The organism is Burkholderia sp. AW49-1, from assembly GCF_053427845.1.
This window is the reverse complement of record NZ_JBSAXF010000001.1, coordinates 684,060-708,445: the sequence shown is the minus strand read 5'-3', so window position 1 is coordinate 708,445 and position 24,386 is coordinate 684,060. Positions and strand designations below refer to the sequence as shown.

General features: G+C 67.4%; 22 protein-coding genes. 18 read left to right on the top strand and 4 right to left on the bottom strand.

What is annotated here, in order from left to right; all coding sequences use genetic code 11:
• Positions 1 to 1,128 precede the first annotated feature (1,128 nt).
• The 4 genes from ACV22W_RS03010 (at position 1,129) to ACV22W_RS02995 (ending at position 4,718) form a co-directional block, all read left to right on the top strand.
• Positions 1,129 to 2,025, top strand: a complete 897-nt coding sequence (locus ACV22W_RS03010; RefSeq protein WP_448017650.1) for an NAD-dependent protein deacetylase — start codon at positions 1,129 to 1,131, stop codon at positions 2,023 to 2,025.
• Positions 2,022 to 2,663, top strand: coding sequence for a DUF938 domain-containing protein (locus tag ACV22W_RS03005; protein WP_448017649.1), 642 nt, complete (start codon positions 2,022 to 2,024; stop codon positions 2,661 to 2,663). Before ACV22W_RS03010 ends, ACV22W_RS03005 begins: the two co-directional genes overlap by 4 nt.
• A 97-nt stretch (positions 2,664 to 2,760) precedes the next feature.
• On the top strand, positions 2,761 to 4,173 hold the full coding sequence (gndA, locus tag ACV22W_RS03000; RefSeq protein WP_448017648.1) for an NADP-dependent phosphogluconate dehydrogenase: 1,413 nt from the start codon (positions 2,761 to 2,763) through the stop codon (positions 4,171 to 4,173).
• Between the two features lie 200 nt (positions 4,174 to 4,373).
• Positions 4,374 to 4,718, top strand: a complete 345-nt coding sequence (locus ACV22W_RS02995; protein WP_448017647.1) for a DUF4148 domain-containing protein — start codon at positions 4,374 to 4,376, stop codon at positions 4,716 to 4,718.
• Positions 4,719 to 4,834: 116 nt separating this feature from the next.
• On the opposite strand, the gene ACV22W_RS02990 is transcribed toward ACV22W_RS02995, so the two are convergent.
• Positions 4,835 to 5,155 (bottom strand): hypothetical protein, encoded by a 321-nt coding sequence (locus ACV22W_RS02990; protein ID WP_006760526.1) that lies wholly within the window; start codon positions 5,153 to 5,155, stop codon positions 4,835 to 4,837.
• 427 nt (positions 5,156 to 5,582) lie between these two features.
• Here ACV22W_RS02990 and ACV22W_RS02985 point away from each other — a divergent pair, with 427 nt between their 5' ends.
• Positions 5,583 to 6,317, top strand: coding sequence for a peptidoglycan DD-metalloendopeptidase family protein (locus ACV22W_RS02985; RefSeq protein WP_448017646.1), 735 nt, complete (start codon positions 5,583 to 5,585; stop codon positions 6,315 to 6,317).
• Positions 6,318 to 6,365: 48 nt separating this feature from the next.
• Here ACV22W_RS02985 and ACV22W_RS02980 read toward each other — a convergent pair whose 3' ends face one another.
• Complete coding sequence (locus ACV22W_RS02980; RefSeq protein WP_448017645.1) at positions 6,366 to 7,004, bottom strand: Pr6Pr family membrane protein; 639 nt, start codon at positions 7,002 to 7,004, stop codon at positions 6,366 to 6,368.
• A gap of 229 nt (positions 7,005 to 7,233) precedes the next feature.
• Between ACV22W_RS02980 and ACV22W_RS02975 the strand changes: the two genes are divergently transcribed.
• The 5 genes from ACV22W_RS02975 to ACV22W_RS02955 all read left to right on the top strand — a co-directional run bounded on the left by ACV22W_RS02975 (position 7,234) and on the right by ACV22W_RS02955 (position 12,879).
• Positions 7,234 to 7,770, top strand: coding sequence for a cytochrome b (locus tag ACV22W_RS02975; RefSeq protein ID WP_448017644.1), 537 nt, complete (start codon positions 7,234 to 7,236; stop codon positions 7,768 to 7,770).
• A gap of 156 nt (positions 7,771 to 7,926) precedes the next feature.
• Complete coding sequence (locus tag ACV22W_RS02970) at positions 7,927 to 8,295, top strand: DUF2946 domain-containing protein (protein WP_448017643.1); 369 nt, start codon at positions 7,927 to 7,929, stop codon at positions 8,293 to 8,295.
• Between the two features lie 83 nt (positions 8,296 to 8,378).
• Positions 8,379 to 10,511 carry a TonB-dependent copper receptor gene (locus tag ACV22W_RS02965; RefSeq protein ID WP_448017642.1) on the top strand — a complete coding sequence of 711 codons (2,133 nt, stop codon included), beginning with the start codon at positions 8,379 to 8,381 and terminating at the stop codon, positions 10,509 to 10,511.
• 235 nt (positions 10,512 to 10,746) lie between these two features.
• A complete protein-coding gene (locus ACV22W_RS02960; protein WP_448017641.1) occupies positions 10,747 to 11,841 on the top strand; it encodes an alpha/beta fold hydrolase in 1,095 nt (364 codons plus the stop codon).
• Positions 11,842 to 11,844: 3 nt separating this feature from the next.
• Entirely contained in the window at positions 11,845 to 12,879 is a 1,035-nt protein-coding gene (locus tag ACV22W_RS02955; protein ID WP_448017640.1) for a lipase secretion chaperone, read from the top strand.
• Positions 12,880 to 12,888: 9 nt separating this feature from the next.
• Here the strand turns inward: ACV22W_RS02955 and pdxR are convergent, their stop codons facing one another.
• Positions 12,889 to 14,412, bottom strand: a complete 1,524-nt coding sequence (gene pdxR, locus ACV22W_RS02950; protein WP_448017639.1) for a MocR-like pyridoxine biosynthesis transcription factor PdxR — start codon at positions 14,410 to 14,412, stop codon at positions 12,889 to 12,891.
• A 107-nt stretch (positions 14,413 to 14,519) separates the two neighbouring features.
• Here pdxR and ACV22W_RS02945 point away from each other — a divergent pair, with 107 nt between their 5' ends.
• From ACV22W_RS02945 to ACV22W_RS02925, 5 genes are all read left to right on the top strand, one after another.
• Complete coding sequence (locus ACV22W_RS02945; RefSeq protein WP_448017638.1) at positions 14,520 to 15,611, top strand: ABC transporter ATP-binding protein; 1,092 nt, start codon at positions 14,520 to 14,522, stop codon at positions 15,609 to 15,611.
• Between the two features lie 79 nt (positions 15,612 to 15,690).
• Positions 15,691 to 16,737 (top strand): ABC transporter substrate-binding protein, encoded by a 1,047-nt coding sequence (locus ACV22W_RS02940; protein WP_448017637.1) that lies wholly within the window; start codon positions 15,691 to 15,693, stop codon positions 16,735 to 16,737.
• A gap of 102 nt (positions 16,738 to 16,839) precedes the next feature.
• Complete coding sequence (locus ACV22W_RS02935; protein ID WP_448018112.1) at positions 16,840 to 18,096, top strand: ABC transporter permease; 1,257 nt, start codon at positions 16,840 to 16,842, stop codon at positions 18,094 to 18,096.
• A 46-nt stretch (positions 18,097 to 18,142) separates the two neighbouring features.
• On the top strand, positions 18,143 to 18,979 hold the full coding sequence (locus ACV22W_RS02930; protein ID WP_040141016.1) for an ABC transporter permease: 837 nt from the start codon (positions 18,143 to 18,145) through the stop codon (positions 18,977 to 18,979).
• Positions 18,980 to 19,221: 242 nt separating this feature from the next.
• A complete protein-coding gene (locus ACV22W_RS02925; protein ID WP_448017636.1) occupies positions 19,222 to 20,637 on the top strand; it encodes an MFS transporter in 1,416 nt (471 codons plus the stop codon).
• An 82-nt stretch (positions 20,638 to 20,719) separates the two neighbouring features.
• Here the strand turns inward: ACV22W_RS02925 and ACV22W_RS02920 are convergent, their stop codons facing one another.
• Positions 20,720 to 22,459 (bottom strand): S53 family peptidase, encoded by a 1,740-nt coding sequence (locus ACV22W_RS02920; protein ID WP_448017635.1) that lies wholly within the window; start codon positions 22,457 to 22,459, stop codon positions 20,720 to 20,722.
• Between the two features lie 700 nt (positions 22,460 to 23,159).
• On the opposite strand from ACV22W_RS02920, the gene ACV22W_RS02915 reads away from it, so the two are divergent.
• The 3 genes from ACV22W_RS02915 to ACV22W_RS02905 are packed head-to-tail and all read left to right on the top strand — an operon-like array spanning position 23,160 to position 24,336.
• Positions 23,160 to 23,483, top strand: coding sequence for an ArsR/SmtB family transcription factor (locus ACV22W_RS02915; RefSeq protein WP_059524698.1), 324 nt, complete (start codon positions 23,160 to 23,162; stop codon positions 23,481 to 23,483).
• The gene (locus ACV22W_RS02910) at positions 23,480 to 23,911 is read left to right on the top strand and encodes an SRPBCC family protein (protein ID WP_448017634.1); all 432 of its coding nucleotides are present in this window, start codon (positions 23,480 to 23,482) and stop codon (positions 23,909 to 23,911) included. Before ACV22W_RS02915 ends, ACV22W_RS02910 begins: the two co-directional genes overlap by 4 nt.
• Positions 23,908 to 24,336 (top strand): DUF1801 domain-containing protein, encoded by a 429-nt coding sequence (locus ACV22W_RS02905; RefSeq protein ID WP_448017633.1) that lies wholly within the window; start codon positions 23,908 to 23,910, stop codon positions 24,334 to 24,336. Before ACV22W_RS02910 ends, ACV22W_RS02905 begins: the two co-directional genes overlap by 4 nt.
• Positions 24,337 to 24,386 lie beyond the last annotated feature (50 nt).

Genomic DNA, 24,386 nt, shown 5'->3' with positions numbered 1-24,386 from the left:
ACGTGTTTGCGCGACGCTTGCGACGCGCGGCGAGCGAGACACGGCGGCATCGGCGGTTCCGGCATGATCGGCGCCTTCGGTCATCGGGCAGTCAATCGCCATGACCGCGCTGCGGCAAGCGGTGGTCGGGCTTGTGGGGGCACGGTGCTGTCCTTGGTCGGCTGCGGCGCTCGCGCGGTTGCGGCGACGCACGCGGATATCTGAGCGACCCGCCGAACGGACGGGCGATTGTAAGCAGATCGTCGGCGTCGTTCGGGTTCGAACATCTCGCCGGCGCACACGTCACATTCCTGCAACACGGGCGTCCCACCCCTTCGCCGATCGCTAAGGCCGCTTCCCGTCGTTTCACTTTCGAAACGTTCACGCATTTCTGTCGCCGCCTGATCTGCATCGGGGGTCGCTTCACCGGCCGCGCGGCCTTGCGCCGCGAAGCATGGTGCGTTCCTTGCGTATCTGTGTGTGCCGTGAGCGCGATCGCCGGCGCGGTACAGGGTCGGCCATCGCATCAGTGGGTCGGACGCATCGAAGACGGGGACAAGAGAATGAGAACAGACCGAATCGCAACGTGTCGTGTTGCAAACATGAATCGCCGACCTGCCCGTGAATTCGCTTCGCCGTTGATCGCGATGACATGAGCGTGCGGCCTTTCGTTCCATCCGACCAATTCAGGTTCATTCCGAACGACGACGTGCAGGCATGAAGCACCAGGACGACCGGTGCCGGTCGGCCGTCGGGGATGAACCGCCCGTGCACGCAGATGGGCAATCATGAGTTCCGGACCGTCATGCCGGCGCGCGAAACGCATGCGTGCCGAGCGCGACGCATGCGTGTGCCTGCCGCACGCGGTGCCGCGCGGCGATCCGCCCGACATCAGGAATTCGAAGGTGTAGTCCCGGGGAAAGGTCCGCCGGCCGCGCCGCGGTGGATCTGACGACATTGTGCTGTCAGTTGATCCACTACCCCGATGGATCAATTGTTGAAGCGCCCATCGCCATGTGGTCGATGGGCGTCTTTTTTTTGCTGCGCCGGTGTCGCGCGGACTGCCGGCCCGATCGCGCGGGGTTCTGTATCATGTGCTGGCGCGCTGGCCGCACGGTTTGCCGCCACGCGCGATCAAGCGCCGCCAACATGAACGACATCGCCTTGCCCACCCCCTCATCCGACAGCATTGATCCGGCCGCGCTCGACGCGCTGCACGCGTTCGTCGAGCGCCATCCTCGGCTGCTCGTGCTGACCGGTGCGGGCATCAGCACGGATTCCGGCATTCCCGGCTACCGCGACCGCAACGGTCAATGGATGCGCTCGCCGCCGATCCAGCTCCACGAATTCCTCGGTTCCGACACCGCGCGCCGCCGCTATTGGGCGCGCAGCATGATCGGCTGGCCCGTGGTGGGCCGTGCGCAGCCGAACCGCTCGCACGTCGCGCTCGCGCGGCTCGGCGGCATCGGCCGGATCGAGCGCCTCGTCACGCAGAACGTCGACGGGCTGCACCAGCGTGCGGGCAGCGGCGACGTGATCGAACTGCATGGCGGCATCCACGGCGTCACATGCCTCGATTGCGGCGCGCATCACGCGCGCGCGACGATCCAGACCTTGCTCGAAACGGACAACCCCGAACTGCTGGGCGCTCAGGCGGAACCGGCCGCCGACGGTGACGCGCACCTCGAATGGGCCGCGCTCGACACGTTCCGCATTCCGGCCTGCCCGAACTGCGGCGGGCTGCTGAAGCCGGCGGTGGTGTTCTTCGGCGAGAACGTGCCGCGCGAACGCGTCGCACTGGCGTCGCAGGCGCTCGATGCGGCCGATGCGCTGCTCGTCGTCGGCTCGTCGCTGATGGTGTATTCCGGCTACCGGTTCTGCGTGTGGGCCCAGGCGCAGAACAAGCCCGTCGCCGCGCTGAACCTCGGCCATACGCGCGCCGATCCGATGCTGACGCTGAAGGTCGAGGCGCGTTGCGCGCCCGCGCTCGATGCGCTGAACGCGCGGCTGGGTGTTGCCGGCGACGCGCCGGAGCATGCATCGTGACCGGGCCGACGTCCTCGCCCGATCCGTCCGCGCGGCTGTCGGCGCCGGCGGCCGAGCGCAATCGCGGGCCGATCCTCGACGTGCTGCGTCGCGTGCTGCCGGCCAGCGGCGACGTGCTCGAGATCGCGAGCGGCACCGGGCAACATGCCGTCCATTTCGCGCGGTCGCTGCCGGCGCTGCGCTGGCAGCCGAGCGATCCCGACGCGCACGCGCGCCGCTCGATCGCCGCGTGGGTCGCCCATGCCGGCCTTGCGAACCTGGCCGAGCCGCTGGCGTTCGACGTGCGCGACGCGTCGTGGCCGGCCGCGGCGTTCGACGCGATCGTCTGCATCAATATGGTCCACATCTCGCCGTGGGCCTGCACCGACGCACTGTTCGCCGGCGCGTCGCGCGTGCTGCGTCCGGGCGGCGTGCTGTTCCTGTACGGCCCGTATCGCCGCGAAGGCCGGCACACGGCGCCGTCCAACGAAGTGTTCGACCAGCAGTTGCGCAGCCGCGACCCGTCGTGGGGCGTGCGCGATCTCGAGGCGGTCGTCGCGCTCGGCCTCGACCGCGGGCTCGACTGCATCGAGGTCGTCGAGATGCCGGCGAACAACCTGAGCGTCGTGTTCCGGCGTCTGCCGCACGCGGAGCAATGACACGCAAGCGCGCATCGCAGCCGGGTTTCCACTATCCTTTCGCCTGTGCGCGCGGCCCGGTTCGGGGCGCGCCCTGTTTTTTCCGGAGAATTGACTAATGGGCAAACAAGCAATCGGTGTGATCGGGCTCGCGGTGATGGGCCGCAATCTCGCACTCAATATCGAGAGCCGCGGTTACGCGGTGTCGGTGTACAACCGCAGCCGCGAGAAAACCGACGAACTGATCGCCGAATTCCCCGGCCGCAATCTGGTACCGACCTATACGCTCGAAGAGTTCGTCGCGTCGCTCGAGACGCCGCGCCGGATCCTGATGATGGTGAAGGCCGGCGAAGCGACCGATGCGACGATCGCATCGCTCAAGCCGCTGCTCGAGAAGGGCGACGTGCTGATCGACGGCGGGAATACGCATTTCACGGACACGATCCGCCGCAATCAGGAACTCGCGCAATCGGGTCTGCATTTCATCGGCACCGGCGTGTCGGGTGGCGAAGAGGGCGCGCTGCGCGGCCCGTCGATCATGCCCGGCGGCCAGCGCGACGCGTACGACCTGGTCGAGCCGATCCTCAAGCAGATCGCCGCGAAGGCTCCGTCGGACGGCGAGCCGTGTGTCGCATACATGGGGCCGGACGGTGCGGGCCACTACGTGAAGATGGTCCACAACGGCATCGAATACGGCGACATGCAGCTGATCGCCGAAAGCTATGCCGTGCTGAAGGACGTCGCGGGCCTGACCAACGACGAACTCGGCGCGGTGTACACCGAGTGGAACCAGGGCGAGCTCGACAGCTACCTGATCGAGATCACGTCGAAGATCTTCGGCAAGAAGGACGAAGAAACCGGCAAGCACCTCGTCGACGTGATCCTCGATCGCGCCGCGCAGAAGGGCACCGGCAAGTGGACGAGCCAGAACGCGCTGGATCTCGGCGTGCCGCTGCCGCTGATCACCGAGTCGGTGTTCGCGCGCGTGCTGTCGTCGCTGAAGACCGAGCGAGTCGCGGCCAGCAAGATCCTGTCGGGCCCGGCCGCCGCGCCGTTCGACGGCGATCGCGCCGCGTTCGTCGAAGCGGTGCGCCGTGCGCTGTACCTGAGCAAGGTGATCTCGTATGCGCAGGGCTTCGCGCAACTGCGCATGGCGTCCGAAGAGTATGGCTGGAACCTCGATCTCGGGACGATCGCGAAGATCTTCCGCGCGGGCTGCATCATCCGCGCACGCTTCCTGCAGAAGATCACGGACGCGTACGCGAAGGATCCCGCGCTCGCGAACCTGCTGCTCGACCCGTACTTCAAGGACATCGCCGCGAATTACCAGACGGCGCTGCGCGACGTCGTGGTGGCCGCGGTGAGGGCAGGCGTGCCGGTGCCGGCGTTCGCGTCGGCGGTCGCGTACTTCGACAGCTACCGATCCGAGCGTCTGCCGGCGAACCTTGTGCAGGCGCAGCGCGACTTCTTCGGCGCGCATACGTTCGAGCGTACCGACAAGCCGGGCAGCTTCCACGCGAACTGGTCGTAACGGGTTGGCGAGGATGGCATTGTTGCGAAATTCTATTCTTTGAGTAGGGTTTTTCGTTCCCGGATGCCGGAATTGTTGGCTTCGAGGAAACAGTGTTTTCGTTCTTTCATGGTTTTCCCTAGGTGATCTCGGGACTAAACTTTGTTCCATCGCTGCAGACATGGTGTGTGCGGCGGAGCAAAAAAATCCCGGAGGTAATCATGAAATCGCTGATCGCAACGTTCGCTGCTGCTGCTGTCCTCGCCGTTCCCGCCGTCTCGTTCGCCCAACAGAACGCTCCCGTCACCCGTGCGCAGGTGAAGGCCGAACTGGTCCAACTGCAACAGGCAGGCTACAAGCTGGGCAGCGACCGCACCGACTACCCGGCTGGCATTCAGGCAGCTGAAGCCCGTGTGAACCCGCAACAGAACGTGGCCGCCGCCGATACGAGCGGCTACGGTGCGCAACCGGTCGCCCAGCAAGAGTCGGGTGCTCCGGCGGCCGCCAAGACCGGCTGGCAGGTCAAGCGCGTGTCGGATGGCGCACCGGTCTACAAGGGTCGTTGATCGGCGCCGATCGCCGGGCCGCAAGTGCGGCCTGATGTGACCCCACGCAGTACCCGCAGCCCGTCGTTCCGCATCACGGAACGACGGGCTCTTTTCATTGGCGGCGCCCCGCCGTGTCAATGCAGCGGCCGCGGCCCGCGGCCGATGTCCCGGAACAGCGCGTCGGCCGGCTCCAGCGCCTGCAGCCAGGCCTCGTCGTAGCCGCTCAGCGTGTCGAGCGCGTCGCGTAGCCGCTCGATCGCGAGTACCGGCAGCTCGACGCTGTGCCGGGTGGCGCCGCTCAGGTGCGCGACGCTCGCCAGCTGGACGAGTGCGTCCGCCGCTTCGGCGACGTCCGTCGCGAACAACAGGTGCCGGTTGAGCAATTCGACGAGGCCGCTGGAGCCGGCGAAATCCTCGGCGTTGAGCTGCACGGACAGAAACGTCGCATTGTTCATGGTTTTCTCCTCGTTATCGCTGGATCGAGCGGTGCACCTCCGAGTATAGGAGGCGGCTGACAGCGGGGCGGCGGTCATCGCGGCCGACACGGCGGACGGCCGCGGAACGGTGGCCTGCAGCCTCTCGGGATGCTCCGTGCGGAGCAGATCGCGGCCCGCCGACCTGCGTCTGCCATACCGCAAGATTGTTGCCGGATCGGGCGCCTGTCGCGGTCCTGACCACGACAGATGGTATCTTTGACGGCCGGGACGACGCGAAAGTGGCGCGAAAAAGGGGCCGGTGAGCCCGTTCGCGCCGACGTCCCGCTGTGGAAACTGACGGCCGCGAGAGCGGTCGGATAATGGTTGGTCCGGCCGCCTGGCCGGACATCGTGCGTCGCACGCCGGAGGGCGGCGGGCGGTGCAACGACGCAAATCCGGAGGACCCTTGAGAAAAACGATTCCGATCCACGATGCGCTGGCGCGCTGGTTGCCGCAGGCGGCGCTCGTTGCCGCGGCTGCCGCGCTGACGGGCTGTACGATGACGCCGTGGACCGACAGCTGGCAGCCGGTACGGCCATCGACGCCGGCGTCGGTCGCCACGCCGGGCGTGATCGCCGGCTATTACCGCGTGAATCCGGGCGACACGCTCGCCGGTGTCGCCGCCGCCTACGGGCAGCGCGTGCAGGACGTGGCCAGCTGGAACCACATGTCGCCGAATGACGTCTTGTCGCCCGGCCAGGTGCTGCGCGTCGCGCCGCCGCCTGCCGCGACCTCGCTCGGGCAGTCGCCTGCCGCTGCCGTGCAACCGGGCTCGCTCGCCTGGCCGGCCACGGGCATGGTCGCCGCGCCGTTCCAGGCCGGCAAGACGCGCGGCATCGTGATCGCCGCGACCGGGCCCGACCGTTCGGTGCGGGCCGCGGCGAACGGGCGCGTGGTCTACGCCGGCTCCGGCGTCAAGGCATACGGCCCGCTCGTGATCCTGAAGCACGACAACGGGCTCATCACGGCCTACGGGCACAACGGCAAGCTGCTCGTCAACGAAGGCGACGCGGTGCGTGCGGGTCAGCCGGTCGCCGAGATGGGCACCGACGCGAGCGGTCGCGCGACGTTCGACTTCGAAGTCCGGCAGAACGGCAAGGTCGTCGATCCGATGAACTTCCTGCCGCGCAACGGCGGCTGACGCGCCGCGTCACGACGTGTGCGCCGCGCGGCGCACACGTTCCCGTCTTCACCCTTCCTTGAGCTCCGCGGTGCCGGGCTGCCTCGCATGATTGCCGAGCCAGCGAATGCCCAGCGCGAGCCCCGCCGCGCCGAGCGCGATCAGCGAACACTGGATCGCGACCGGCAGGTACCCGTGCGGGCGCGGATCGACGAACGGGTAGGGATACCAGTTCTCCAGCGCGCCGCGCACGAGCGTGTAGCCGAGATAGACGACCGGAAAGCCGAGCCACGCGAACGCACTTCGCCATGCGATCGGCGAGCGCGGTTCCACGTACAGCCAGTCGCACAGCACGACGAAAGGCACGATCCGGTGCAGGACCCAGTTGTTGAGGGCCGGTGTGACGTGGCGCAACGCATCGAGCCGGGCGAGCAGCAGTTCGTACACGATCGCGGTGATCAGCACGTAGAGCACGGCAGCGCCGCGCATCGATTCGTAGCGCGCCGAGCCGGGACGCGTGACACGCGACAGCCCCACGACCAGCATGGCCGCGGCATAGAGGCTGCTCAGTTGCGTGAAGTAGCTGAAGTAGTTGCCGAGATGGAAGGCAGGCATGCCCCAGTAGCCGGCGACGCTGTGCAGCGTGGTCGACACCGCGAGCAACGCGGCGATCAGCCGGTAGGCCGCAACGAAGAACGCTTTGCTCATGATGCCCGCGCAACGTCGCACCAAAGCTTCATCCTGCCACAGCCGCAGGTGCGCGCGATTCGGACTTTCCATATGGGGGCGGTGGACGGGCCGCGCGGATTCCTCGGATATTTGATCCGGTCGCACAACACCGGTCGTGCGTGACGCTACAATCGGGGCAACCACCGGGGCGCGTCAGCCGCGGCATGTGCGGGCCCCGCATACCACACGAGCAATTACGAGACACAGCATGAAAAACATCCTCGCGAAACAGACGCGCTACAGCTCACCCGCAATCTTCTTCCACTGGGCCATCTTCCTGCTGGTGGCGCTGGCCTATCTGGCCGTCGAGATTCGCGGCCCGAAAGGCAGTGACAGTCGCGTGTTCTGGATGAACGTGCACTTGCTGGCAGGTACCTTCGTGCTCGTGCTGTCGGTGCTGCGCGTGCTGTGGCGCATGATCAGCCGCGTGCCGGAACCTATTCCACAGACGACGCTGCTCAAGTGGCTGTCGAAGCTCGCGCATTTCGCGCTGTATGCATTCATCATTGCGCAGCCGCTGCTCGGCATCATGCTGGTCAACATGGGCGGCAAGCCCGTATCGCTCGACTGGATCGGCGTGTCGTTCACGCTGTTCGGCCCGGACAAGGCGCTGCGGCCGACGATCAAGGAAGCGCACGAACTGATCGGTAACGCGTTCTACTTCGTGATCGGCCTGCACGCACTGGCCGCGCTTTACCACCACTTCATCCGGCGCGACGACGTGCTGCGACGCATGGTGCCGTGATTGTCGCGCGCTGAAGCCGTGTAGCAGCCGGGGGCGCATGGTTGTATCGACAACCATGCGCCCCCGGTCCGTTTACCGCGATGCGCGACTGGCCATCGCGGCGAACATTCTGTAACATCTCGGCTGCTTTTACATTCCGCTTACGCATCGCCGCGCATGCTGCACCGACATCGTCACCTGACCGCCTGGCTCGGCGTGTTCGCGATCTGGCTCGCGATCGCGGCGCCGCTGGTGTCGCAGTGGCGCATCGCGCAGGCGGCCACCCCCGACGCGATCGTCTGCAGTGCAGAGCATGGCGCACACCGCGCGCCCGATGCGGGCCGCGCGCACGGCCATGTGCTGCATCCTGATGCGTGCGGCTATTGCAGCTTCTTCGCGCACAGTCCCGCGATCGGCGGTGCGGCAGCCGCACCGTTCGCCTTCGCCCCCTCTCATGCCCTTTCCGCCACCGCGCCACATGCGGTTGCGGCACACGCCGACCGCTATCCGCGCGCGTATCCACGCGCACCGCCCGAGCGCGCCTGACGCGCTGTCTTCCGTTCCATTCATCGCCCATATCCGTGCGGTCCGTCGAGGCCGCGTGGAGGGCGTCACTCGGGCTTTCGATCATGACCATTCTTTCCTTGCGCGCGCCGAGGGCGGCGCGCCATTCTCGTGCGCGGCGCGTGCCGCGGATGCTGAAACTCACTGTTCCCGCGCTGGCCGTCGGCGCGATGACCGCAGCTGCGGCCGCGACCGACTCCGCGCAGGCCGCCGGTGCGCCGACGGACGCCGCGGCCGCGCTGCTGCCACCCGTCGAAGTCGTTGCGTCGCCGCTGACGACGCCGCTCGTCGTCGTCACGGATCCGAAGACGCCGCGTCAGCCGCTGCCGGCGAGCGACGGCGCGGACTACCTGAAGACGATTCCCGGCTTCACGTCGATCCGCAGCGGAGGAACGAACGGCGACCCCGTGCTGCGCGGGATGTTCGGGTCGCGGCTGACCATTCTCGCGAACGGGATGCCGACGCTCGGCGCGTGCCCGAACCGGATGGATGCGCCGACCTCTTATATCGCGCCGGAAAGCTATGACAAGGTCACCGTCGTGAAGGGTCCGCAGACGGTGCTATATGGCCCCGGCGCATCGGCCGGCACCGTGCTGTTCGAACGCGTGACGCCGCGCTTCGAGCGCCCCGGCATGCGCTTCGACGGCAGCGTGGTCGGTGGATCGTTCGGCCGCAACGACCAGAACGTCGACGTGACGGCCGGGACGCCGGACGTCTACGGCCGCGTGACCGCGAACCATGCGCACGCGCAGGACTACGAGGACGGCAACGGCAACACCGTACCGTCGCAATGGGACAAGTGGAACGCGGACGCGGCGCTGGGCTGGACGCCCGACGATCACACGCGCGTCGAACTGACGGCGGGCACCGGTGACGGTTATGCGCGCTACGCGGGGCGCGGGATGGACGGCGCTCATTTCCGCCGCGAGACGTTCGGCCTGTCGTTCGACAAGCGGCATCTCGGCGACGTGCTCGACCGGATCGAAGCGCGCGTCTACTACAACGAAGCCGACCACGTGATGGACAACTACACGCTGCGGCAACCCGACCCGACCAGCAGCATGCCGATGCGAATGGCATCCGAGGTGCGGCGCCGCACGCTCGGTGCGCGGGCGGCCGCGACTTTCCGATTCGGCGACGACTTCAAGCTCGTGACCGGCGTCGATGCGCAGTCGAACCGGCTCGATGCCCGCTCGGCGATGGGGCGACAGAACTACAGCGACCAGCCGTGGGACGCGCAGGCGACGATGTGGAACGCCGGCGCGTTCGGCGAGCTGACGTGGTATGCGAGCGATGCGTCGCGCGTGATCGGCGGCGCGCGGGTCGACTACGCGAGCGCGCGCGACAAGCGTGCGACGACGCGCGGGATGATGTCGAGCAAGCCGAACCCGACCTTCGACGACGATCGCGCGCGCGTGCTGCCGAGCGGCTTCGTGCGGTACGAGCGCGATCTCGCTGCGCTACCGGTCACATGGTACGCGGGGATCGGTCACGCGGAACGCTATCCGGACTACTGGGAGCTGTTCTCCGCGAAGCGCGGGCCGGCCGGTTCGGTCAACGCGTTCTCGGCGGTGCAGCCGGAGAAGACCACGCAACTCGACATCGGCGCGCAGTACAAAAGCGACCGGTTCGATGCATGGGTGTCCGCCTACGCGGGATATGTGCAGGACTACATCCTGTTCAACTACGCGGCCGGAATGATGGGGCCGACCACGCAGGCGACCAACGTCAACGCGCAGATCATGGGCGGCGAAGCCGGCGTGTCGTGGCGGCCGGTCGCACCGCTGCGCGTCGAGACGTCGCTCGCCTATGCGTGGGGGCGCAACGCGACGAGCGGCGATCCGCTGCCGCAGATGCCGCCGCTCGAGGCGCGCTTCGGGCTCGAATACACGCGCGGCGCATGGTCGGCCGGCGGCCTGTGGCGGGTCGTTGCACCGCAGCATCGCTATGCCGTGAACGAAGGCAACGTGGTGGGCAAGGACTTCGGTCCGAGCGCCGGCTTCGGCGTGCTGTCGCTGCATGCGCAGTACAACGTCAGCAAGAAGGTGCAGATCTCGGTCGGCATCGACAACGTACTGAACAAGGCCTACAGCGAGCATTTGAACCTCGCCGGCAATGCGGGCTTCGGCTATCCGGCGAACGCGCCGGTGATGGAGCCGGGGCGCACGGCATGGCTGCGTGTGAGCGCGAAGCTGTAACGCGTGGCGCGCGTGTGCGATGCAGCATGCGCACGCGTGAACGCAGCCCCGCCCGAATGGGCGGGGCGCGTCAACCGATTAGAGAACCGTTTCTAGTCAGGGCGCAATCGTTCGCGACTCGTGATTCACTCCCGCATTCGACGCACACGTTGCCCGCAACCGTCCGTTCGCGACCTGCCGTGCGCGTCGATCCGATCTCATTCGCACCGGCAGCACAATAATCAGGAGAACATGCATGGCCAGATCGATGCGTTCCAGGGTGGTGGCAGGGGCAGTGGCTTGCGCGATGAGCGTCGCGCCGTTCGCGGGGTCGACCGCGCTGATGACGCTCGCGACGACGCACGCGGCGATGGCGGCAACCGCGCCGGCGGACGACTACGCGGCGACGCGTTATCCGATCATCCTCGTGCACGGGCTCACCGGCACCGACAAGTACGCGGGCGTGCTCGAGTACTGGTACGGCATCCAGGAAGACCTGCAGCAGCATGGCGCGACCGTCTACGTCGCGAACCTGTCGGGGTTCCAGAGCGACGACGGGCCGAACGGGCGCGGCGAACAACTGCTCGCTTACGTAAAGACGGTGCTCGCGGCGACCGGTGCGACCAAGGTGAACCTGGTCGGTCACAGCCAGGGCGGCCTCACGTCGCGCTACGTCGCGGCCGTTGCACCCGATCTCGTCGCGTCGGTGACGACGATCGGCACGCCGCATCGCGGCTCGGAGTTCGCGGACTTCGTGCAGGGCGTGCTCGCCTACGATCCGACCGGATTGTCGTCGTCGGTCATCGCGGCGTTCGTCAATGTGTTCGGTATCCTGACGAGCAGCAGCAACAACACCAACCAGGACGCGCTTGCCGCACTGAAGACGCTGACGACTTCCCAGGCCGCCACGTACAACCAGAATTACCCGAGCGCAGGCCTCGGCGCGCCGGGCAGCTGCCAGACGGGTGCACCGACGGAAACCGTCGGTGGCAATACGCACCTGCTGTATTCGTGGGCCGGCACGGCGATTCAGCCGACCGTCTCCGCGTTCGGCGTGACGGGTGCGACGGATACCAGCACGATTCCGCTGATCGATCCGGCCAACGCGCTGGACCTGTCGACGCTTGCGTTGTTCGGCACGGGCACGGTGATGATCAATCGCGCCTCGGGCCAGAACGACGGGCTCGTGTCGAAGTGCAGTGCGCTGTACGGGAAGGTGCTGAGCACGAGCTACAAGTGGAACCATCTCGACGAGATCAACCAGTTGCTCGGCGTGCGTGGCGCGAATGCGGAAGATCCGGTCGCGGTGATCCGCACGCATGCGAACCGGCTGAAGCTCGCGGGCGTGTGACCGATGACGGCACGTGAAGGACGCGCGCCGCTCGCGCGGCGCGTTGCGGTCTACGGCGCAGTGGGGCTGGCGGCGATCGCCTGCGTCGCGATCTGGAGCGGCACGGCATCGCATTGGGGCGCCGACGCGACGCATGCGTCGGTCGATGCGGCAGTGCCCGGCGGCGCGCGCGCCGCACCGCCGCAGGCCGCATTGCCCGCGAGCGCGGACCTGCCGCTGCCGCTCGCCGGTTCCAGTGCGCCGAGGCTGCCGCTCGATGCCGGCGGCCATCTCGCGAAGTCGCGCGCGGTGCGCGATTTCTTCGACTACTGTCTGACGGCGCGCAGCGACCTGAACGCGGCCGCGCTCGATGCACTCGTCGTGCGCGAGATCGCCGCACAGCTCGACGGCACGCTCGCGCAACCCGAGGCGCTCGACGTCTGGCGTCGTTATCGCGCGTATCTCGACGCGCTGGCGAAGCTACCGGAGGCGGGCGCGGTCGACAAGTCCGATCTCGGTGCGCTGCAGCTCGCGCTCGATCAGCGCGCATCGATCGCGTCGCGCGCGCTCGGCGACTGGAGCCAGCCGTTCTTCGGCTCGGAGCAGTGGCGGCAGCGCTACGATCTCGCGCGGCTGAAGATTGCGCAGGACCGCACGCTGACGGATGCGCAAAAGGCGGAGCGGCTCGCGGCGCTCGCGCAGCAGATGCCCGCCGACGAACGCGCAGCACGACAGAAGACCGACCGGCAGCAGGCCGCGATCGACCAGATCGCGCAGTTGCAGAAGAGCGGGGCGACGCCGGATGCGATGCGCGCGCAACTGACGCAGACGCTCGGCCCGGAAGCCGCCGCGCGCGTCGCGCAGATGCAGCAGGACGACGCATCGTGGCAGAGCCGCTACGCCGACTACGCGGCGCAGCGTGCGCAGATCGGCGCAGCCGGCTTGCCGCCGCAGGATCGCGACGCGCAGATCGCCGCGCTGCGGCAGCGCATGTTCACGAAGCCCGGCGAAGCGATGCGCGCGGCGTCGCTCGACCGCGGCACGGCTGCCGCGCAGTGATGCACGCGATCATGCCGCGTGCGTGAAATGCTGCGGCAGATGCTGTTCGATGGTTGCCGCGAGCGTCTCGAACGCGGGGCCGATGCCTTCGTGCGCGACGCACGCATAGCCGAGCAGCAGCCCGCGCCGGGCAGTGTCCAGGCTGCTGTAGTAGCTCGTCAGCGGACGCACGATCACACCCGCGTCGAATGCGCTTTGCGTGACCGCGCGATCGTCGCACGTGTCGGGCAGGCCGAGCACCAGATGCAGGCCGGCCTCGTCGCCCATCACGGGCAGCGCGTCGCCGAAGCGCGCATGGATCGCATCGATCAGCAATTGCCGGCGCTCGCCATAAAGCGTGCGCATTCGCCTGACGTGTGAAGTCAGGTGCCCGTCCATGATGAACTCGGCGAGCACGGCCTGCTGCATCAGCTGGCCCTCGCGATACAGTTCCGACAACCCGGTGCGGAACGTGTCGACAAGATGCTCCGGCACGACCATGTAGCCCATCCGCAGGCCCGGGAACAGCATCTTGCCCAGGCTGCCGACGTAGATCACGCGGCCGCCGTCGTCGAGGCCCTGCAGCGACGCGAGCGGGCGGCTGCCGTAGCGGAACTCGCTGTCGTAGTCGTCCTCGATGATCCAGCAGCGGTGCTGGCGCGCGTACTCGAGCAGCATCCGGCGCCGTGCGAGGCTCATCACCATCCCGAGCGGATACTGGTGCGACGGCGTGACGAGCACGAGCCGCGGCGGATGCTGCATGTCGTTCGCGCTCGGGTCGATGCCTTCCTGGTCGACGGGCACCGGCGTGAGCGCGAGGCCGGTCGCCTGCAGCACGCTGCGCACGCCCCAGTAGCACGGCTCCTCGACCCACGCGCGATCGCCGATGTCGGACAGCAACCGCACCGCGAGGTCGATCGACTGGTGGATGCCGGTCGTGATGATCACCTGGTCGGGCGAGCATTTGACCGAGCGCGCGACGCGCAGGTAGTCGGCGAGCGCACGGCGCAGCGGCCGGTAGCCACCGCCCGGCGAATAGGTCAACAATTCGGGATTCGCTTCTTTCCACAGGCGCGCCTGCAGGCGGCTCCATGTCCGGCTCGGGAACTCCGATACATCCGGTACGCCCGGCATGAACGCACCCCACTGGCGCCGCGACACGCCCGCATGCTCGATCAGCTGCCGCCCGCGCATCGACAGGTCGCCTTGTGCGTCCTGCTGCGCCGCCGCACCGGCGCCGCGCGGCGGCGGCGCGGCGCCCGGCACGCGGATGGCGGCCGCGTCCGGTCGTGTGTCGGCGACATAGGTGCCGCTCCCGGTCGTCGTCAGCACGTAGCCTTCGGCCGTCAACTGGTCGTACACGTGCAGCACGGTATTGCGCGCGATCGACAGGTCTGCCGCCAGCGTGCGCGAACTGGGCAGCTTGGTCCCCGGCCCTAATTCCCCGGTGAGAATGGCTTGCTGCATGAGTTGCAGCAACTGCCGGTACATCGGCTCGGACGAGCCGCGGTCGAGACGGGCGGAGAGCCAGTCGGCCAGGATCACGGTATCCAAAGTGGTCCTACTAGGAATATTGAAATGGTTCCCTATTGTAGAACCGTACACACCGTATAGTGGGTCCATCTCAAAAACGTTTGTCGCGCAGCAAGGGGACAGCCACGATGAAGTCCGATGATGTGATCGTCAGCTTTCGCGGCGTGCGGAAGACCTACGACGGCGAGACGCTGGTCGTCAAATCGCTCGACCTCGACATCCACCGAGGGGAATTCCTGACGCTGCTCGGGCCGTCCGGCTCGGGCAAGACCACCTGCCTGATGATGCTGGCGGGCTTCGAGTTTCCGACGGGCGGCGAAATCCGCCTCGACGGCGAACTGCTGAACACCGTGCCGCCGCACAAGCGCAACATCGGCATGGTGTTCCAGAACTACGCGCTGTTTCCGCACCTGACGGTCGAGCAGAACGTCGCGTATCCGCTGTCGGTGCGCAAGCTGCCGGCGGCCGAGCGCGCGGAGCGCGTCGCGCATGCGCTGAAGATGGTGCAGATGGAGCGTTTCGCGAAACGCTATCCGGCGCAGTTGTCGGGCGGCCAGCAGCAGCGCATCGCGCTCGCGCGGGCGCTCGTGTTCGAGCCGAAGCTCGTGCTGATGGACGAGCCGCTCGGCGCGCTCGACAAGCAGTTGCGCGAACACATGCAGTACGAACTGAAGGCGCTGCACGAGAAGCTCGGCGTGACCTTCGTGTACGTGACGCACGACCAGGGCGAGGCGCTGACGATGTCGGATCGCGTCGCGGTGTTCGACAAGGGCATCGTGCAGCAGCTCGATACCGTCGACCGCCTGTACGAATCGCCGTGCAACGAGTTCGTCGCGAACTTCATCGGCGACAGCAACCGGCTGCGCGGCACCATCGCGCGCGTCGACGGCGAATTCTGCGAATTCCGCCTCGACGACGGCACGCAGCTCGTTGGTCGCCGCATCGGCGACGCGGCCGAAGGCGCGCCGGCTGTCGCGTGCATCCGTCCCGAACGCATGAGCCTCGCGAACGGCCACGCGAACGGCACCGCCAACCGCGTGACCGGCGAGGCGCGCAGTCTCATCTATTTCGGCGATCACGTGCGCATGCGCTGCGCGCTGCCGGGCCAGGACGAATGCTTCGTGAAGGTGCCGCTCGGCACGGGCGCGCTCGACGCGTTCTTGCCCGGCGCGCCGGTATCGCTCGCATTCGCGCCCGAGCATCTGCGCGTATTCGCCTGACGCAGGGTTTTCCCGCTTTTATCGCAGCACGTCGTCAACAACAACTGCCCACTTCCACCACGAGAGGAGAGGAACCATCATGAACGGAGCAAGCACTACCGCGCGTCGCACCGCGCTCGCACTGGCGCTCGCCGTCGTCGGCGCATCGGCCACGGCGGCCGAACTCACGGTCGTCAACTTCGGCGGCGCGAACGGCGACGCGCAGAAGGCCGCATTCAACCAGCCGTTCGAGAAGGCGACCGGCAACAAGGTCACGGCCGTCGAGTACAACGGCGAGCAGGCGAAAGTGAAGGCGATGGTCGAGGCGAAGCACGTCAACTGGGACGTGGTCGAAGTCGAATCGGGCGACCTGAACCGCGGCTGCGACGAAGGGCTGTACGAAAAGCTCGACTGGTCGAAGATCGCGAAGAAGTCCGACCTGATTCCCGAATCGCCGCAGGTGTGCGGCGTCGGCTTCTTCGTGTGGTCGACCGCGCTGTCGTACAACGCGGACAAGCTGAAGACCGCGCCGACCGGCTGGGCCGATTTCTGGAACGTGAAGAAATTCCCCGGCAAGCGCGGGATGCGCAAGGGCGCGCGCTACAACCTCGAGTTCGCGCTGATGGCCGACGGCGTCGCGACGAAGGACGTGTACAAGGTGCTCGGCACGAAGGCCGGCCAGGACCGCGCGTTCAAGAAGCTCGACGAGCTGAAGCCGTACATCCAGTGGTGGGAAGCGGGCGCGCAGCCGCCGCAGTTCCTGGTGGCCGGCGACGTCGTGATGTCGACCGCGTACAACGGCCGTATCGATGCCGCGCAGAAGGAAGGCAAGAACCTGAAGGTCGTGTGGAACGGCAGCATCTACGACCTCGACTACTGGGCGATTCCGAAGGGCTCGCCGAACAAGGCGTTGGCCGAGCAGTACATCGCGTACACGCTGACGCCGAAGCCGCAGCAAGGGTATGCGCAGCACATCGCGTACGGCCCCGCGAACATCGCGGCGATCAAGTCGCTCGACGCGAAGACGCTCGCGAACCTGCCGAACTCGCCGGCCAACGGCAAGAACGCGGTGCTGGAGGACATCGGCTTCTGGACCGACCACAGCGACGAGCTCGAGCAGCGCTTCGCCGCGTGGGCGACGAAGTAACCGCTACTCAGGTGTCCTGATGCAACCTGCCGCGCGGCGCATCGACTGCGTCGCGCGGCATTCCGCCGGATCGAGCCCGGCCGGAGAGAACCGTTGAACACGATGACGATCGCTCCTTCCTCGCCGTCGACAGCCGCGCTCAAGCGCGAGCTGAAGGCCGCCGAGGCCCGCAAGCGCACGATGGCGCTGCTGCTGATCGCGCCGCTCGCGATCTTCCTGCTGCTCATCTTCGTCGTGCCGATCGGCACGCTGCTCACGCGCGCGGTGCAGAACCCCGAGATCGCGACCGCGCTGCCGAACACGATCGCCGCGCTGTCGGGGTGGGACCGCAAGGCGCCGCCAGCCGACGCCGCGTACGTCGCGCTCGCGGCCGACATGACGAAGGTCGCCGACAGCGAGGCGATGGGCGCACTGGCGCGGCGCCTGAACACCGAGATTCCCGGCTACCGCTCGCTCGTCGCGAAGACGGCGCGCGCGATGCCGCTGAAAAGCGACAACGACGCGGTACTGACGCCCGCGCAAACACGCACGAAACTGATCGACCTCGATTCGCGCTGGGGCGACGTTGCGTACTGGCAGTCGATCGCGAAAAACGGCAGCCAGGTGTCGCCGTTCTACCTGCTCGCCGCGCTCGACCACAAGCAGGACGGTTTCGGCCAGATCGTGCAGGCCGATCCCGATCAGTCGATCTATCTCGCGATCTTCGGCCGCACGTTCGTGATCGGCGTCGCGGTTACGCTGTTCGCGCTGCTGCTCGGCTATCCGCTCGCGTACTGGATCTCGACGCTGTCGGAACGGCGCGCGAACCTCGTGATGATCCTCGTGCTGATTCCGTTCTGGACCTCGGTGCTCGTGCGCGTCGCCGCATGGATCGTGCTGCTGCAGAGCGAAGGGCTCATCAACACGGCGCTGATCGGCAGCGGACTGATCTCGCATCCGCTGACGCTGCTGTTCAACCGCGTCGGCGTGTACATCTCGATGACGCACATCCTGCTGCCGTTCATGATCCTGCCGCTCTACAGCGTGATGAAGTCGATCCCGCCGACCTACCAGCGCGCGGCCGTGTCGCTCGGCAGCCATCCGTTCGCCGCGTTCTGGCGCGTGTACGTGCCACAGACCTATCCGGGCGTCGGCGCCGGCGCGCTGCTCGTGTTCATCCTGGCGATCGGCTACTACATCACGCCTGCGCTGCTCGGCGGGCCGAACGACCAGATGGTCAGCTACTACGTCGCGTATTTCACGAACGTGACGATCAACTGGGGCATGGCATGCGCGCTCGGCGGGCTGCTGCTCGCGGCGACGCTGGTGCTGTATGCGGTGTATGGGCGCTTCACGCGCACCAACGTGAGCCTCGGTTGAGCGCCCGAGCAGAAACACGCAACGAAACGGGAAGGGGATACCGACCATGAAACTCGCCAGGCCGCTGTTCGCGCCGCACATGTCGTTCGTCGAGCGCGCGTGGTACGTCGCGTTGCGCGTGCTCGTCGTGCTGACGCTGCTGTATCTGATCCTGCCGGTGCTCGCCATCGTACCGCTGTCGTTTTCGTCGAGCACGTTCCTCGTCTATCCGATCCCGGGCTTCTCGACGCGCTGGTACGAGAACCTGATCGCGTCGGACGAGTGGCGGATGGCCGCGAAGAACAGCTTCATCGTCGCGCCGTCGGCGACCGTCGTCGCGACCGTGCTCGGCACGCTCGCCGCGATCGGTCTCACGAAGGCGGATTTCCGCGGCAAGGGGCTCCTGATGGCCGTGCTGCTGTCGCCGATGATCGTGCCAGTCGTCGTGGTCGGCGTCGGCATGTACCTGTTCTTCGCGCCGCTCGGGCTCGCGAATACCTACACGGGGCTGATCGCCGCGCACGCGGCGCTCGGCGTGCCGTTCGTCGTGACGACGGTGGCCGCGACGTTGCAGGGCTTCAACCAGAACCTGGTGCGCGCGAGCTTGTCGCTCGGTGCGAATCCCGTCACGACGTTCTTCCGCGTGACGTTGCCGGTGATCGCGCCTGGCGTGATGTCGGGTGCGCTGTTCGCGTTCGCGACGTCGTTCGACGAAGTCGTCGTCACGCTGTTCCTCGCGGGCGCGGACCAGACGACGCTGCCGCGCCAGATGTTCACCGGCATTCGCGAGAACATCAGCCCGACGATCGCCGCGCTCGCGACGATCCTGATCATCTTCTCCACGAGCCTGCTGCTCGCGCTCGAATGGCTGCGCGGACGCAACGCGCGACGCGCGGTGTCGTGACGGCCGCAACCGCGGCGTCCGCCGTATCGCCGATCGTCGCGGTCTCAACGATGCCGCACACTCGACGCGGCGCACGGAAGCTTTCGTTTCGCTGACTGGCGACGCAGTGGCCTGCACGCTCGATGAGGCTCTGCAACAATACGGCTCGCGGTGCCGCGCGTCCCGTTCTTGCAGCAGGGGGGGCCCGGTGCCGCGCCGCTCAATCCGCGACGCCGCGCGTCGCTCGTCAGCCGAGCCTCATCTTGTCCGAATTCGCATCCCCTGCCGGCGCCCGGGAGCCGGCCGTCAACTGGCGCGCAATGTCCGCCGTGCTGCTCGCCGTCGCGCTCGCGACGCTCGACACGGCAATCGCGAACACCGCGCTGCCCGCGATCGCCACCGACCTGCACGCGTCGCCGGCCGCGTCGGTGTGGATCATCAACGCCTACCAGCTCGCGATGGTCGCGACGCTGCTGCCGTTCGCGTCGCTCGGCGACATCGTCGGTCACAAGCGCGTGTATGTGGCAGGCCTCGCGGTGTTCACGCTCGCATCGCTCGGCTGCTCGCTCGCGGCGACGCTGCCGCAGCTGACGGCGGCGCGGATCGTGCAGGGCTTCGGCGCGAGCGCGATCATGAGCGTGAACGTCGCGCTGATCCGCAACCTGTTTCCCGCACACCGGCTCGGGCGCGGCGTCGGCTTCAACGCACTCGTCGTCGGCGTGTCGTTCGCGGTGGGGCCGACGATCGCGTCGCTGATCCTGTCGGTGGCCGCCTGGCCGTGGCTGTTCGCGGTGAACGTGCCGCTCGGCGTGCTCGCGCTTGCCGTGGCGATTCCGTCGCTGCCGCAGACGGCGCGCGGCAAGCATGCGTTCGATCCGCTCGCCGCACTGTTCAACGTGATCACGTTCGCATCGCTGATCTTCGCGCTCGGCGAATTCGCGCAGCGCGGGCCGCTGTCCATCGTGTTCGCGGCTGCCGCGGTCGCGCTCGCGTTCGGGGCACTGCTGATCCGCCGCCAGGCCGGGCACCCGGCGCCGATGCTGCCGGTGGACCTGTTCCGCCGGCCGGTGTTCACGCTGTCGGCACTGACGGCCGTGTGCGCATTCGCCGCGCAGGGGCTCGCGTTCGTATCGCTGCCGTTCTACTTCGAAACCGTCCTGCATCGCGACGCGGTGGAAACCGGCTTCCTGATGACGCCATGGTCGGCGATCGTCGCGCTCGCCGCGCCGATCGCGGGGCGGCTTTCGGATCGTTATCCGCCCGGATTGCTCGGTGCGATCGGGCTCGCGCTGCTGAGCGCGGGGATGGTATCGCTCGCCGCGCTGCCGGCGGCGCCGAACGTCGTCGACATCGGCTGGCGGATGATGCTGTGCGGCGCGGGCTTCGGCTTCTTCCAGTCGCCGAACCTGAAGGCGCTGATGTCGAGCGCGCCGCCCGAGCGCAGCGGCGGCGCGAGCGGCATCATCGCGACCGCGCGGCTGATCGGGCAGGCGACCGGTGCGGCGCTCGTTGCGCTGTCGTTCGGGATCGCCGGGCGTCATGGGCCGACGCTCGCGCTGATGCTCGGTGCGGGCTTTGCCGGTGCCGCGAGCGTCGCGAGCGGGCTGCGGCTCTTCGCGCCGTCGCATCGCGCCGGTGCGCCGGTTGCATCGGTCGCGGCGACGCCGACGACGGAGTAGCGCTCCGTGCGCGCCCGGCGCCCGTGAATTTCCCGGCCGGCGCGCAGTGAACGACCACCGCGCGCCGGCCTTCGCATCACGCTCAGAAGCCGCCCGTCTGGATCAGCTTGTTGAGGTTCGCGATGTTCAGGCTGCCGAAGCCGGTCGTCAGATCCCAGCCGCTGCCTGCGTTGTAGCCGTACCCCTGATAGCCGTTGTTCCCCGACACGACGTCATAGCGCACGAGCGACGGGTTCGACGGAACGTCCGCATAGAACTTGCCGGCCGGGAAGCCGAGACCCGTGCCGTTTGCCGCGAGCAGACGCGCCCAGAAACCGGTGAAGATCGGCGCGGCGAGGCTCGTGCCGCCGATCTGCTGCAACTGGCCGTAGTTGTAGATGTACGCGCCCGTGCTTTGCGCGGCGTCGAACGACACGTCGGGCAACTGACGATTGCTGCCCGACTGCCATGCCGGTGCCGGCAGGACCGTGCTGACGCCGCCGCCCGTGGCCCATAGCTTGCCGTTGCCGTCTAGGCCTTCGTTCCACACCGTTTCGTTCGAGAATGCGCCCGCCGACGTGGTGTACAGCGTCGTGCCGCCGATCGCGAGCACGTGCGGCGACGCGGCCGGCCACGACACCGTGTAGTTCGCGCCGTCCGGATAGCCGCGGTTGTTGCACTCGTAGACGCCTTCGTCGCCCGACGATACCGAGAACGTCTGGCCCTGCGCGGCGGCCGTCGTGAAGATCTGTTCCTCGGCGTCGATCGTGCCGTCCGCATTCGCGTCGGTTTCGCACCAGCCGAGCGACACGTTGATCACTTTCGCGGTGTTGTCCGACACCGCGCGGTTGAATGCCTGCGTGAGCCCCGTGTTGCCGGCGGCGTTCAGGTCGGCCATGTAGAACACCAGCTTGCCGACCTGGCCGCCGGCCGAGCCGACGATCGACTGGCTGTCGAGATCCCATTCGCCCTGGCCGTCCTGGTCGTCGCTGTAGCTGCCGCTCGTGCCGGTGCCGTTGGTCTTGACGGTCTGGGTCGTGACCGCGCCGTAACCGTTGCTCGACGTGAACTGCTTCAGGTCCTGCAGCGTTTGCGACACGCCGCCGATCGTGATGATGCCCACGGTCACGCCGGCCGCGGTCGGCACGCCGGTCGCGTTGTAGAGGCCCGGGAATTCCTTCGGATAGTGGCCAGTGGCCGTGCCGGCCGCGAGTGCCTGCGGCTTCGCGACGTTGCCGATGCGCAGCATCGGCCGTGCGCGCGCGACGCTCTGCAACCCGAGCACCGAGCCGACGACGTCGCCGAGCGCGCGCGGCACCTGCGCGGTCGACGCGTTCGCGAAGCCCGAGCGGCCCGCGTACTGGAAATGCACGAGCGACGTGTTGAACGCGGTCTTCACCGTGCCGGCCGTGCCGCGCGCGGACACCAGCAGCCGGTTCGGCGCCACTTCGATGTTCACGAAGCCGCTTTTGCGCAGATAGTCGACGACCGACTTCACCTGCGCGTCGGTCGGTGCGTAGCTGGCGAGGAACTGCTCGTGCGTCAGGTACTGGCGGTAATGCGCGTTGCCGGGCCGGTTCACGTCGTGCGCGAGCTGCTTGAGCTGCGCGGCGTTGCGCAGCTTCAGGCTGACGACGACGTCGGTCGTCTCGCCGGCCGCGAGTTCGAGCGACGGCGCTGCGCTGCGCGCCATCAGTTGCGGGCCGGTCAGAAAGGCCTTCGTGTGGGTGTCGACCCAGTCCGTCGTCGCATGCGCCGCGCCGGCGGCAAGCACGAGCGGCCACGCGCACGCGAGGCGGCGGGGCGACGGAAGGGGAAGGGCAAACCAGGCGTTCCTTTTCATCGGGAGTCCTTTTTAGGAGAGACGACGTTGCTGGAGCCCCCAGCCCTTGTGGGGCCGCGAGCGGTGACGAGCGTAGGGCGTCGGTGCCGTTCAGGTAGCTGCCAGTTTCCATAGCTGTCAGTTCTGACATCGGCGTATTCGCGCGCATGCGCGGCGGCGTCGGCGCACGCGGCATCGGCGCCGGCGAAGGGAACCGGTTCGCGACGCGATCGCGCTGCGGTAGACGGCGTTTGCACGCATGACTCGTTCGTTGCGGTATCGGAATGCGCGCGATTGCGGAGCGAGTTGCCGCGAGAGCGCATCGCGTGCGATCAGCCGTGGGTGCGCCGCGCGTTGCACTATGTGGTCAAGCGACGCCATGACGCCAACGCGACGACGTCGAGATGGGCGGATGCACAAAAACGGGGCCGGTCGATCGCGCGCGTTTCCCGAACTGTGGAACGGCGCGTTGCCGAGTCTTGCAGCGTGCTTTCGGTTCGCAGGTCGGGTGAGCGGATTAGAGGAAATGCTCGAATGCGGGCGACGGCGTCGAGTCGGCACGCGCCGGATGCCCATTGCAAACCGGTTCGCTGCCGCTCGGCCCGCGCCGGCGAACGAGCACGCTGCGGGATCGAACGACGTGACGCGCGAAATTCCTCCTTGACGCGTATCGTTCGCCGGCTATGCTTCAATCCATAACCATCGGGTTATTGATTCGAACATGCACGACGCTCACGACCTGCTTTTCAGAACACTTGCCGACCCGACGCGTCGCGCGCTTTTCGAGCGGCTGTGCGAGGAGGGCGAGTTGACGGTCGCCGCGCTCACGGCCCATGCAGGCGTGTCGCAGCCGGCGGTATCGAAGCATCTGGGCGTACTGAAGCAGGCCGGGCTCGTGAGCGATCGTCACGAAGGCCGGCAGACGCACTACAGCGCGCAGCCGCAGGCGCTGACGCCGTTGATCGACTGGACCAGCCAGATGGCCGGCTTCTGGCAGAACCGGTTCGACGCTCTCGAAGATCTGCTCAAAAGGATGGATCAATGAACCAGGCCACTACCGAAACGCGTACCGTCGTCGTCGAACGGGAACTGTCGCATCCGCCGGAGAAGATCTGGCGTGCGCTCACGCAACCGCACCTGATCGAGGCGTGGTTGATGCAGAGCGACTTCGAGCCCGTCGCGGGCCGCGTGTTCAACTTCCGCGCGGACTGGGGTTCGGTCGACTGCACGGTGCTGACGATCGAGCCGCAGCGCGTGCTGTCCTATACATGGGCCGCGTATGGCCTGGAAAGTGTCGTCACGTGGACGCTCACGCCGACGCCGGGCGGCACGCTGCTGCGCATGGAGCAGGCCGGTTTCCGCGCGGATCAGGAACAGGCGTATCGCGGGGCGCAGCACGGGTGGGTGCAATTCTTCGAGTCGCTCGAACAGGTGCTGGCGCGTCCCGATGGAGAACCGGAGGCCGGGGCATGAGCGCCTCCGATCTGGAGCCGTCGGCACGCATCGACGCGCTGATCGCGGGAATTGCCGACTGGCGAGGCAAGACGTTCGCCGAGCTGCGCGAGACGATTCTCGCCGCCGAGGAGGGCATCGTCGAGGAATGGAAATGGATGGGCAGCCCGGTGTGGTCGTGCGACGGGATGATCGCAGTTGCGAACGCGCACAAGGGCAAGGTGAAGCTCACGTTCATGCACGGCGCGCACCTGCCCGATCCTGATGGGCTGTTCAATGCCGGCCTCGACGGCAATGCACGGCGCGCGATCGATTTCCTCGAAGGCGACACGCTCGACGAGCGAGCGCTGAAGCGCCTCGTTCGCGCGGCGATCGACTACAACCGCGCGCACCTGAAGAAGAACGTGCGGGCGGGGGCCAAGGCACGCGCCGACAAGACCGCATGACGTACCGGCGACATTGCGCTCCTGCCGCGCGCGCATAAAAAAAGCCCGAC

Bases quoted from the DNA above. Each gene is read 5' to 3' on its own strand.
- ACV22W_RS02935 (WP_448018112.1), top strand. From the start codon at position 16,840: ATGACGATCGCTCCTTCCTCGCCGTCGACAGCCGCGCTCAAGCGCGAG.
- ACV22W_RS02940 (WP_448017637.1), top strand. From the start codon at position 15,691: ATGAACGGAGCAAGCACTACCGCGCGTCGCACCGCGCTCGCACTGGCG.
- ACV22W_RS02920 (WP_448017635.1), bottom strand. From the start codon at position 22,459: ATGAAAAGGAACGCCTGGTTTGCCCTTCCCCTTCCGTCGCCCCGCCGC.
- ACV22W_RS02980 (WP_448017645.1), bottom strand. From the start codon at position 7,004: ATGAGCAAAGCGTTCTTCGTTGCGGCCTACCGGCTGATCGCCGCGTTG.
- ACV22W_RS02995 (WP_448017647.1), top strand. From the start codon at position 4,374: ATGAAATCGCTGATCGCAACGTTCGCTGCTGCTGCTGTCCTCGCCGTT.
- ACV22W_RS02970 (WP_448017643.1), top strand. From the start codon at position 7,927: ATGCTGCACCGACATCGTCACCTGACCGCCTGGCTCGGCGTGTTCGCG.
- ACV22W_RS03010 (WP_448017650.1), top strand. From the start codon at position 1,129: ATGAACGACATCGCCTTGCCCACCCCCTCATCCGACAGCATTGATCCG.
- ACV22W_RS02905 (WP_448017633.1), top strand. From the start codon at position 23,908: ATGAGCGCCTCCGATCTGGAGCCGTCGGCACGCATCGACGCGCTGATC.
- ACV22W_RS02960 (WP_448017641.1), top strand. From the start codon at position 10,747: ATGGCCAGATCGATGCGTTCCAGGGTGGTGGCAGGGGCAGTGGCTTGC.
- ACV22W_RS02975 (WP_448017644.1), top strand. From the start codon at position 7,234: ATGAAAAACATCCTCGCGAAACAGACGCGCTACAGCTCACCCGCAATC.
- ACV22W_RS02965 (WP_448017642.1), top strand. From the start codon at position 8,379: ATGACCATTCTTTCCTTGCGCGCGCCGAGGGCGGCGCGCCATTCTCGT.
- ACV22W_RS02990 (WP_006760526.1), bottom strand. From the start codon at position 5,155: ATGAACAATGCGACGTTTCTGTCCGTGCAGCTCAACGCCGAGGATTTC.
- ACV22W_RS02930 (WP_040141016.1), top strand. From the start codon at position 18,143: ATGAAACTCGCCAGGCCGCTGTTCGCGCCGCACATGTCGTTCGTCGAG.
- ACV22W_RS02915 (WP_059524698.1), top strand. From the start codon at position 23,160: ATGCACGACGCTCACGACCTGCTTTTCAGAACACTTGCCGACCCGACG.
- ACV22W_RS02955 (WP_448017640.1), top strand. From the start codon at position 11,845: ATGACGGCACGTGAAGGACGCGCGCCGCTCGCGCGGCGCGTTGCGGTC.
- ACV22W_RS02910 (WP_448017634.1), top strand. From the start codon at position 23,480: ATGAACCAGGCCACTACCGAAACGCGTACCGTCGTCGTCGAACGGGAA.
- ACV22W_RS02945 (WP_448017638.1), top strand. From the start codon at position 14,520: ATGAAGTCCGATGATGTGATCGTCAGCTTTCGCGGCGTGCGGAAGACC.
- gndA (WP_448017648.1), top strand. From the start codon at position 2,761: ATGGGCAAACAAGCAATCGGTGTGATCGGGCTCGCGGTGATGGGCCGC.